At 74.5% G+C, this 9912-nt stretch carries 6 protein-coding genes; 3 read left to right on the forward strand and 3 right to left on the reverse strand.

Going from position 1 to position 9912, the window contains the following annotated elements:
- Positions 1-192 precede the first annotated feature (192 nt).
- The gene (locus ACFYZ3_RS18820) at positions 193-1299 is read left to right on the forward strand and encodes a winged helix DNA-binding domain-containing protein (protein WP_388518716.1); all 1107 of its coding nucleotides are present in this window, start codon (positions 193-195) and stop codon (positions 1297-1299) included.
- Between the two features lie 324 nt (positions 1300-1623).
- Here the strand turns inward: ACFYZ3_RS18820 and ACFYZ3_RS18825 are convergent, their stop codons facing one another.
- On the reverse strand, positions 1624-4455 hold the full coding sequence (locus tag ACFYZ3_RS18825) for an AAA family ATPase (protein ID WP_388518719.1): 2832 nt from the start codon (positions 4453-4455) through the stop codon (positions 1624-1626).
- A gap of 159 nt (positions 4456-4614) precedes the next feature.
- Positions 4615-5460 carry a LuxR C-terminal-related transcriptional regulator gene (locus ACFYZ3_RS18830; protein WP_388518722.1) on the reverse strand — a complete coding sequence of 282 codons (846 nt, stop codon included), beginning with the start codon at positions 5458-5460 and terminating at the stop codon, positions 4615-4617.
- A 124-nt stretch (positions 5461-5584) separates the two neighbouring features.
- Here ACFYZ3_RS18830 and ibuL point away from each other — a divergent pair, with 124 nt between their 5' ends.
- Entirely contained in the window at positions 5585-7261 is a 1677-nt protein-coding gene (ibuL, locus tag ACFYZ3_RS18835; RefSeq protein WP_388518725.1) for an isobutyrate:CoA ligase IbuL, read from the forward strand.
- On the forward strand, positions 7258-8883 hold the full coding sequence (gene lbuL / locus ACFYZ3_RS18840) for a linear/branched/unsaturated fatty acid:CoA ligase LbuL (protein ID WP_388518728.1): 1626 nt from the start codon (positions 7258-7260) through the stop codon (positions 8881-8883). Before ibuL ends, lbuL begins: the two co-directional genes overlap by 4 nt.
- A gap of 6 nt (positions 8884-8889) precedes the next feature.
- Here lbuL and ACFYZ3_RS18845 read toward each other — a convergent pair whose 3' ends face one another.
- Positions 8890-9708 carry a hypothetical protein gene (locus tag ACFYZ3_RS18845; RefSeq protein WP_388518731.1) on the reverse strand — a complete coding sequence of 273 codons (819 nt, stop codon included), beginning with the start codon at positions 9706-9708 and terminating at the stop codon, positions 8890-8892.
- Positions 9709-9912: the final 204 nt, after the last annotated feature.

Consider the following 9912-nt stretch of genomic DNA (forward strand, 5'->3'; position numbering starts at 1 on the left):
CTTGCGCCGCACCCGCTGAGCACCCGCGTCCGCATGGGCGTACGACCCACGCGCGAGCGGCGTGCCCGCTGACCGCGCACCCCGAGCCGCGCCGGACCCGGCTCCACCCGGTTCCCCGGTGCGGCTGCGGGTTCCGCACCCGCCGGGGAAAGAGGACAGGATCCGTCCTCGTTCCCCGCTACCGTGCACGGTATGACGACCAAGGCAGGAACGACCGCCCCCGTCCTCGGCATCCTGGCCCTCAACCGCGCCACCCTGGCCCGCCAGTTGCTGCTGCGCCGCGCGTCGATGTCCGCCGAGGCCGCCGTCGCGCACCTCGTCGGGCTCCAGGCCCAGAACGTGAAGCCCCCGTACTACGCGCTCGCCGCCCGCCTCGAAGGCTTCACGCCCGAGGACCTGTCCGGGCCGACGGCCGACCGCCGCGTCGCCCGGCTCGTCACCCTGCGCTCGACCATCCACACCCACACCGCGGACGACTGCCTCACCCTGAGGCCCCTGGTGCAGGCCGCCCGCGAACGGGAGTTGAGGACGTTCCGCGAAGGCCTGACCGGCGTCGACCTGGACCGGCTCGCCCGTCTCGCCCGGGAACTGGTCGAGGCCGAGCCGCGCACGCCCGGGCAGTTGCGCGAGGCCCTCGGCGCCGAGTGGCCCGACGCCGACCCGGCGGCCCTGTCCGTCGCCGCCCGCTGCCGGCTCCCGCTCGTCCAGGTGACGCCGCGCGGACTGTGGGGCCGCAGCGGTCGGGTCACGCTCACCACCGCCGAGCACTGGCTCGGCCGCCCCGCACGCCCGGCGCCCGCACCCGAGGACACCGTGCTGCGCTACCTCGCCGCGTTCGGCCCCGCGTCGGTCAAGGACATGCAGACCTGGGCCGGCCTGACCCGGCTCAGGGACGCCTTCGAACGCCTGCGCCCGCGTCTCGTCACCTTCCGGGACCCCGGCGGCACCGAACTCTTCGACCTCCCCGACGCGCCGCGCCCCGACCCGGACACCCCGGCCCCGCCGCGCTTCCTGCCCGAGTTCGACAACCTGCTCCTCTCCCACGCCGACCGGTCCCGCGTCGTCCCGCCCGCGCACAAGGGCCGCACCTGGAAGAAGAACCAGGCCTACCGCGTCCTGCTCGTCGACGGCTTCGTGGCCGGACTGTGGAAGTTCGAGGGCGAGGCCCTTGTCGTCGAGGCCTTCGACCGCCCCGCGCAGCGGCAGCGGGACGAAATCGTGGCCGAGGGCGAGCGGATGCTCGCGACCATGCATCCCGGCACCGCCTACGACATCCGCTTCGGGACCGTACGGGACTGACATGGAGAGGGGGCGCTGCGGGCCGCTCGTGGAGGCCCGCAACGCCCCCCGGTCTTGCACCCGAGGGATCCTCAGGGTGTCGAACGGTGGCCGGCCGGTCTGGAGCGAGTGAGCCCGGACATTGAGTCTCCTCAAGGGGTAGCCGGTGGGGGGTCGCACGGGCGTGGGGGGTTGTACGGGGGTCTCGGGACAGACCCCCGTATGCCCGGGCGAGCGGCACGTGCTCACGCTAGAACCGGCGGTCCGGACCACCCAATGAGGGAACCCCCTAAGGGCATCGGGCAGGGAAAACCCTCGGTTTACCGCCGGTAAACCCGGCCGTTCTCAGTCGGGGCGCCGGCCCGCCGCCAGGCGGACGATGTCGACCCGGGACCGGATCCCCAGCTTGCGGTAGACGCGGGTCAGCGTCGCCTCCACGGTCTTGACGCTGACGAACAGCCGGGCGGCGATCTCCCGGTTGGTCGCGCCCTCCATCACGAGCGCGGCCACCTGACGCTCCATCGAGGCCAGCCCCGCCAGACCGTCCGGCTCGGCGGCCGGCACCGGGGCCGGTCCGGACGCCCGCACCGCGACCGCCGCCTCCACCCGCCGCAGCCAGGGCAGCGCCCGGCACCGCCGGAACAGCCGCGCCGCCTCGTCGTACGACGCCGACTCCGGGGCCCGCCCGGGCCGTTCGGCGTGCAACTCGGCCAGCGCGAAGACCGCCCGCGCCTCCTCCAGGCCGAACCCCAGCCCGGCCAGGCGCTCCCGCGCCGACGTCAACCGGGCCACGGCCGCCCGGTGTTCGCCCCGCGCCGCCCGCACCAGCGCCTCGGACCGGTCGAGGGCGGCGAGCACACTCTGGCGCCCGAGCCGCAGCGCGTGCGCCCGGGCGACCTCGATGACGTCCATGGCCTCGGCCGGCTCCCCGGTGCGCACCAGGGCCTCCGCCAGATCGCCCTGCCACCGGCCGCGCGCCGGGTCGGTGATGCCCGCCCCCGCCTCCAGCTCCCGCACCCGGCGCAACGCCCGTACGGCCGCAGCCGCGTCGCCCGCCACCAGGTGCGCGTGACCGAGCGCGGCCAGCGCACGCGACAGGTACACGGCGTCTCCGTCGCCCTCCGCCCGCCGTACCGCCTCCCGGGCCAGCTCCAGGGCCCGGTCCGGGTCGCCGCCCGCGGCCTCGGCGAGCGCGGCCTGCATCGCGCCCGCGCCCTCCCCGATGCCCGCGTCGCGGGCCAGGGTGAGGCTCTCCCGGGACAGTTCGAGGGCCCGGCCGCAGTGGCCGGAATGCAGCTCGGTCTCCGCGAGGAAACGCAGGTAGTGGACCTCGCTCTCGGCCATGCCGCGCCGGCGCACCTCGCGCAGCAGCGCGGTGACGGTGCTCCGCGCCTCGGCCAGCCGGTCGCTCATCACCAGCCACCGGAACCGGGAGGAGCCGGCCCCGTTGTGATGGCACGCCACCCGCGGGTCCTGCGGCTCCTGGAGCGCCCGCTGGATGGTCGCCGGGGCGCCCGGATGACCCATCAGCGTCTCCGCCTGCGCCTGGAACGCCAGTGCGAGCAGCTCGGTACGCCGGTCCCCGGCCCGCGCCGCCAGCCGGGCCGCGTGCGCGGCCTCCTCCCGGCCCTGGGCGAAGTCGCCCTGCACCACCAGGGAGCGCCAGGCCAGCTGGTAGTGGACCAGGGCGAGCAGTTGGGGATCGTCGCCCGCGTCGGCCAGGGCCTGCGGGAAGACCGCGTCGACCTCGCCGATGGCCTGCCCGGCCGCCTCGATCACCGCCATCCAGGCCCGCACCCGCTCGCCGGGCGCGGTGGCCCGGGTCAGCACCTCGCGGGCGACGTCCCGGGCGAGGTCCTGCTCGCCCGCGGTGATCGCGTCCTCGGCGGCCGTCAGCCGGCGCTCGTCCGGACCCGGGATGCCGTCCGCCGGGGTGTGGCGGGCGGCGAGCAGCCCCAGCGAGGCGGCCACCGACGGCGCCCCGCGGTCCCGGGCCAGCGCGGCGGCCTCCGCCAGCCGGGCCGCCACCTCGGGGTCGGTGCCGGTGGTGGCCAGCGCCAGGTGCCGGGCGCGCTCGATCGGGTCGGAGGCGGCCGTGGACAGCGCGGCGTGCGCGGCCCGCCGCTCCCGCGCCGGGGCCTCGGCGTACAGCGCGGCCGAGATCAGCGGGTGCGCGAACCGTACGGTCGGGCCCTCCGGGTCGGGCGCCAGCAGCCCGAGCGCCGCCGCCTGCGCGGTCTCCGCCTCGGCGTTCTCCCGGCCGGCCGCGCGCAGCAGCGCCGGGGTGGGGCGGGCACCGGCGCTGGCCACCAGGAGGGTGCGGCGGGCCTCGCCCGACAGCATCTCCAGGCGGGACAGGACCAGGGCGCGCAGCGAGGTCGGCACCGGCAGCGGCTCGCCCGGACGCGGTGCGGCGGGGCTCTCGGCCAGGGCCCGGCCCAGCTCCAGGGCGAACAGCGGGTTGCCGCCGCTGGTGCGGTGGATGTCCCGGACGGTGGAACGGTGCAGGCCCGAGTAGCCGCGTTCGTCGAGCAGCGCCGACACCTGGGCGCGGGTCAGCGGCCCCAGGCGGACCGCGCGGGTGTCCGGCGGGGAGGCGCGCAGATGGCGGTCGTACTCGGCGTCGTCCGTCTCGGCACCCTCGGTCCGCACCGCGCACAGCAGCCGTACCGGAGTCTCGCCCAGGCGGCGGGCGGCGAAGCCGAGGAGTTCCGCGCTGGCCGGATCGAGCCACTGGAGGTCGTCGGCGACGACGAGGACGGGCCCCTCGGCGGCCAGGGCGCGCAGCGCGGACAGCACCGCCAGGCGCAGCGCCAGACCGTCGCGCTGGAGGGTGGACTCGCCGCGGCCGGTGAGCGCCGACTCCAGTGCGGTGCGCTGGGCGGCGGGCAGCGCCTCGGAGACCTGGTCGAGGACCTGCCCCAGGAGGTCGGCGAGGGCGAGGAAGGGGAGATGGGACTCGGACTCGGTGGCAGAGCAGCGCAGCACGGTGCGCGCCGTGCGGGCGTTCTCCGCGGCCAGGGTGCGCAGGACCGTCGACTTTCCGATTCCGGCGGGGCCGTGCAGCAGCACACTGCCGCCCCGGGCGAGCTGGTCACGCGCCGCGCCGAACGGCCCCTCCCGCCCGATGACCAGGTCGGAGCGGCATCCGGCAGCCTCCGCGAAGTCCCGTGGCACGGTGACCGCTCCCCTCCGTGTGGCGTGTCCGGGCCAATATTAGGCAACGGCGCATCGCGTTACGGAGGGTCGGCGAGGTGACCCGGACAACAAACGGGTCACCGTCGAAATCCAACCCGGCCGGGACATGCCCGCGCCCGACCCGTCCCGGCCCGCCTCCTACGGCAGCCACCCCGTTCGGCGGGCCGACGCGACGGCCTCCGTGCGGGTGCGGGCGCCCAGTTTGCGCATGGCCGAGCGCAGATAGCTCTTGACGGTCTCCGGACCCACCCCGAGCCGCTCGGCCGCCGCCCCGTTCGTCGCGCCCGCGGCCACGCAGGCCAGCACGTCCACCTCGCGCGGCGCCAGCCGGGGCCCCGGCACGGGGCTGCTCCCCGCCACCAGCAGACCGCACGCGCGCAGCAGCTCGTCCCGCAGCGCCGGGTCCGCGATCCTCGGGGCCAGCGCCCGCAGCGCCGCGTGCGCCTCCCGCACCTGTTCCCAGGCCGCGCCGCCCGCCGCACCCGGCGCGGGCGCACCCGGTGCGGGCGCGGCCGCCGCCAGCAGCTCGTCCGCCTCGTCCCGCAGCACCAGCGCCTGCTCCGCGTCCCGCGCCACCGCCACGGCCGCGCTCAGCGTGCGGTCGCCCAGCGGCTGGGCCGTGCGCAGGGCGCCGTACAGGACGCCGCGGACCCGGCGCCGTACGACCACCGGCACCGCCAGGACCGAGCGCAGGCCCTCGGCGGCGACGGGCAGGTCGTACTCGTGGCTGATCTGCCGGGAGACGGAGTAGTCCGTCACCGCGCACGGCCGCGACAGCGCCACCGCCCGGCCACCGAGCCCGTTGCCGGCCGTCACCGCCAGCGCGCTGAGCGCCGTCGTGGCCGTGCCGTTCAGCTCGCTGATGCGCACCTGGCGCCGGCCGGACTCGACGAGACCGCCGAAGGCGACGGGCAGCCCGGTCGTGCGCCGCAGCCGCACCAGCGCGCTGCGGATCTGAGCCGCGTCCACCGCGTCCACCGCCACCCGTTCCGCCCTCCCTCGTGATCGTTCCGGGACGCACACCCCCGTTCGGGGGTAGTGAGACCCACATCACGGATTACACGATGGCACAGAGCCGCCCGGCAAGGTCCGGCACCGAGGAGGACAGATGACGACGGCCACGGAGCTGTTCCGCACCGCACGGGACTTCCTGCTGGAACACCGCGAGGACTACACCGCCGCCTACGAGGGGTTCCGGTGGCCCCGCCCCGAGCACTTCAACTGGGCGCTGGACTGGTTCGACGTCGTCGCCGAGGGCAACGGGCGCACCGCCCTGCACATCGTCGAGGAGGACGGCCGCGAGGTCCGTATCTCCTTCGCCGAGATGTCCGCCCGCTCCCACCGCGTCGCGAACCGCCTGCGCGAGTGGGGCGTCGGCCCGGGGGACCGCATCCTCGTGATGCTCGGCAACCAGGCCGAGCTGTGGGAGACCGCGCTGGCCGCGATGAAACTGCGCGCGGTCGTCATCCCGGCCACCACCCTGCTCGGCCCCGCCGACCTGCGCGACCGCGTCGACCGCGGCCGGGTCGGGCACGTGATCGCGCGCGCCGAGGACACCGGCAAGTTCGACGACGTGCCCGGCGACTACACGCGCGTCGCCGTAGGCGGAGACGGTCCGGTACCCGGCTGGCGGGCCTACGAGGACGTGTACACGGCCTCCGACGCCTTCACGCCGGACGGCCCCACCGCCGCCGACGACCCGCTGATGCTGTACTTCACCTCCGGCACCACCGCCCGCCCCAAGCTGGTCGAGCACACCCACGTGTCGTACCCCGTCGGCCACCTGGCGACCATGTACTGGATCGGGCTCAAACCCGGCGACGTGCACCTCAACATCTCCTCGCCCGGCTGGGCCAAGCACGCCTGGTCGAACCTGTTCGCGCCGTGGAACGCCGAGGCGACCGTCTTCCTGTACAACTACACGCGGTTCGACGCACCCCGCCTGATGGCCGAGATGGACCGGGCCGGGGTGACCACCTTCTGCGCCCCGCCCACCGTGTGGCGCATGCTCATCCAGGCCGACCTCACCCGGCTCGCCACCCCGCCGCGCGAGGTCGTCGCCGCCGGTGAGCCGCTCAACCCCGAGGTGATCGAGCAGGTCCGCCGCCTGTGGGGGAGGACGATCCGGGACGGCTTCGGCCAGACCGAGACCGCCGTCCAGGTCTCCAACAGCCCCGGCCAGGTGCTGAAGACCGGCTCGATGGGCCGCCCCAGCCCCGGCTACCGCGTCGAACTGATCGACCCGGTCACCGGAGCACCCGGTGCCGCCGAGGGCGAGATCGCCCTGGACCTGTCCGCGCGTCCCGTCGGCCTGATGGCCGGCTACCACGGCGACCCGGACCGCACCGCCGAGGCGATGGCCGGCGGCTACTACCGCACCGGCGACATCGGTGCGCGCGACGAGGACGGCTACCTCACCTACGTGGGCCGGGCCGACGACGTGTTCAAGGCCTCCGACTACAAGATCAGCCCCTTCGAGCTGGAGAGCGCGCTGCTGGAGCACGAGGCGGTCGCCGAGGCCGCGGTCGTGCCCGCCCCCGACGAACTGCGTCTCGCCGTGCCCAAGGCGTACATCGTGCTCGCCGCCGGGTGGGAACCGGGACCGGACACCGCGAAGGTGCTCTTCGAGCACTCCCGCGACACCCTCGCCCCCTACAAGCGGGTGCGGCGCCTGGAGTTCGGCGAGCTGCCCAAGACCGTCTCCGGCAAGATCCGCCGCATCGAGCTGCGCGAGGCCACGGCGGCCGGTTCCGCGAACGAGTACCGCGAGGAGGACTTCCGGTGACCGAATCCTCGGCACAGCCGTCGTACGCGCACGGCACCAGCACCACCCCGCTCCTCGGCGACACCATCGGCGCCAACCTCGGCCGCGCGATCGCCGCCCATCCCGGCCGCGAGGCCCTCGTCGACGTCCCCTCCGGACGGCGCTGGACCTACGCCGAGTTCGGCGCCGCCGTCGACGAGCTGGCCCGCGGGCTGCTCGCGAAGGGCGTCACCAGGGGCGACCGGGTCGGCATCTGGGCGGTCAACTGCCCCGAGTGGGTCCTCGTCCAGTACGCCACCGCCCGCATCGGCGTCATCATGGTCAACGTCAACCCGGCCTATCGCGCCCACGAGTTGGAGTACGTCCTCAAGCAGTCCGGCATCACGCTGCTGGTCGCCTCCCTCGCCCACAAGAGCAGCGACTACCGGGCGATCGTGGAGCAGGTCCGAGGCCACTGCCCCGCGCTGCGCGAGACCGTCTACATCGGCGACCCGTCCTGGGACGCGCTGACCGCGGGCGCCGCGTCGGTGCCGCAGGAGCGGGTCGACGCGCTCGCCGCCGAGGTGAGCTGCGACGACCCGGTCAACATCCAGTACACCTCCGGCACCACCGGCTTCCCGAAGGGCGCCACCCTCTCCCACCACAACATCCTCAACAACGGCTACTGGGTGGGCCGCACGGTCGGCTACACGGAGCAGGACCGGGTCTGTCTGCCAGTGCCCTTTTATCACTGTTTTGGCATGGTAATGGGGAATCTGGGTGCCACCTCCCACGGCGCCTGCATCGTCATCCCCGCCCCGTCCTTCGAGCCGGTGGCCACGCTGGAGGCGGTGCAGCGGGAGCGGTGCACCTCCCTGTACGGCGTCCCGACCATGTTCATCGCCGAGCTGAACCTGCCCGGCTTCGCCTCCTACGACCTCACCTCCCTGCGCACCGGCATCATGGCGGGCTCGCCCTGCCCGGTGGAGGTGATGAAGCGGGTGGTCGCCGAGATGCACATGGAGCAGGTCTCCATCTGCTACGGCATGACCGAGACCTCCCCGGTCTCCCTGCAGACCCGCATGGACGACGACCTCGAACACCGCACCGGCACCGTCGGCCGCGTCCTGCCGCACATCGAGGTCAAGGTCGTCGACCCGGTCACCGGCGTGACCCTGCCGCGCGGCGACGCGGGCGAACTGCGCACCCGCGGCTACAGCGTGATGCTCGGCTACTGGGAGGAGCCCGGGAAGACCGCCGAGGCCATCGACCCGGGCCGCTGGATGCACACCGGGGACCTCGCGGTGATGCGCGAGGACGGCTACGTCGAGATCGTCGGCCGCATCAAGGACATGATCATCCGGGGCGGCGAGAACATCTACCCGCGCGAGGTCGAGGAGTTCCTGTACGGCCACCCGAAGATCGCGGACGTCCAGGTCGTCGGCGTCCCGCACGAACGCTACGGCGAGGAGGTCCTGGCCTGCGTCGTCCCGCGCGACGCCGCCGACCCGCTCACCCTGGAGGAACTGCGCGCCCACTGCGCCGGGCAGCTGGCCCACTACAAGGTGCCCAGCCGCCTCCAGCTCCTCGACTCCTTCCCGATGACCGTCTCGGGCAAGGTGCGCAAGGTGGAGTTGCGGGAGCGGTACGGAGCGCGCGCCTGACGGGGCCTACTGGATCAGCTCCAGATGCGGGTGGTCCGTGGCCGCCGGGCAGACGTGAAGCTGCAGGTCGTAGCCGCTGGCGACGACGACGCGGGTGTAGTTGGTCGGGGGAACGCCGGGAGGAAGCGGGTCCCGTGCCTGGTCTCCCTCGGGAGCCCAGCTCTCGGTGCCGGAGTCCCATTCGGCCGTGGCGATGGTCAGGAGCGGCTCCATCCCGGTGCCGCACACGGAGCAGTCGCGGGGCCTGGGATCGGTCAGACCCCAGCGGGACCAGCCACCCGTCTTCCAACCGGGGGCGAGGGACAGCTTGTGCTTGTAGAACTCCTGAGGCGCCACGGCATAGGCGTCGTCCACCGCGGGCCTGGCGGCCTGCCACCGTTCCCAGTCCGCGAGCTGTTCCCGCAACTCCTTGTCCAGCTCCAGCAAGTTGGGGTATTCGGTGACCTCCTCCGGCGAGAGCAGGGACGGCGCGGGCACATAGTCGGAGGTCTGGACCGCGGGCGGCTCGGGAGGTGTGGCGAGGACGTCGGTGACCGCGCCGGCGGACCGCCAGAACAGCGCGGTCCTGGGGTGCTCCGGGTGGTCGAAGGGGCACCACAGCACCTGGAGCAGATCGGCGTCGGACCGCTCGGGCCGGGCCAGCAGGGGAATGTCACGCCGGTACAACTGGGCCACGGGCACCATGGCGATCGGGCCCTCGGGCCACGGGCGCCCGGCGTAGATCCGCGCGAGGACCGCCTTCTCCTCGGGCGTGTACTCAGCCGCCCGTGGATTGCCCTGCGACCGGTTCACCGCGGCCGTCTGGATGCGCCGCTGCTCCCGCACGTCCTCCGGTGACGAGGGGTCGTTGACCTGGTCCCACTCGTGCGGGCCGGCGCAGTACGGCCACGGCTCGTCGGGGGGGGCCCCCCCCGGGCCCCCCCCCCCCCCCGGGGGCGCCCGGGGGGGGCCCCCCCCCCCGGCGGGCCGCCCCCCCCCCCCCGGGCGGGCCGGCGGGCGCGCGCGGGAGCAAAAACACGCGGGAGGACA

The organism is Streptomyces sp. NPDC001599, from assembly GCF_042893535.1.
Classification (GTDB): Bacteria; Actinomycetota; Actinomycetes; order Streptomycetales; family Streptomycetaceae; genus Streptomyces.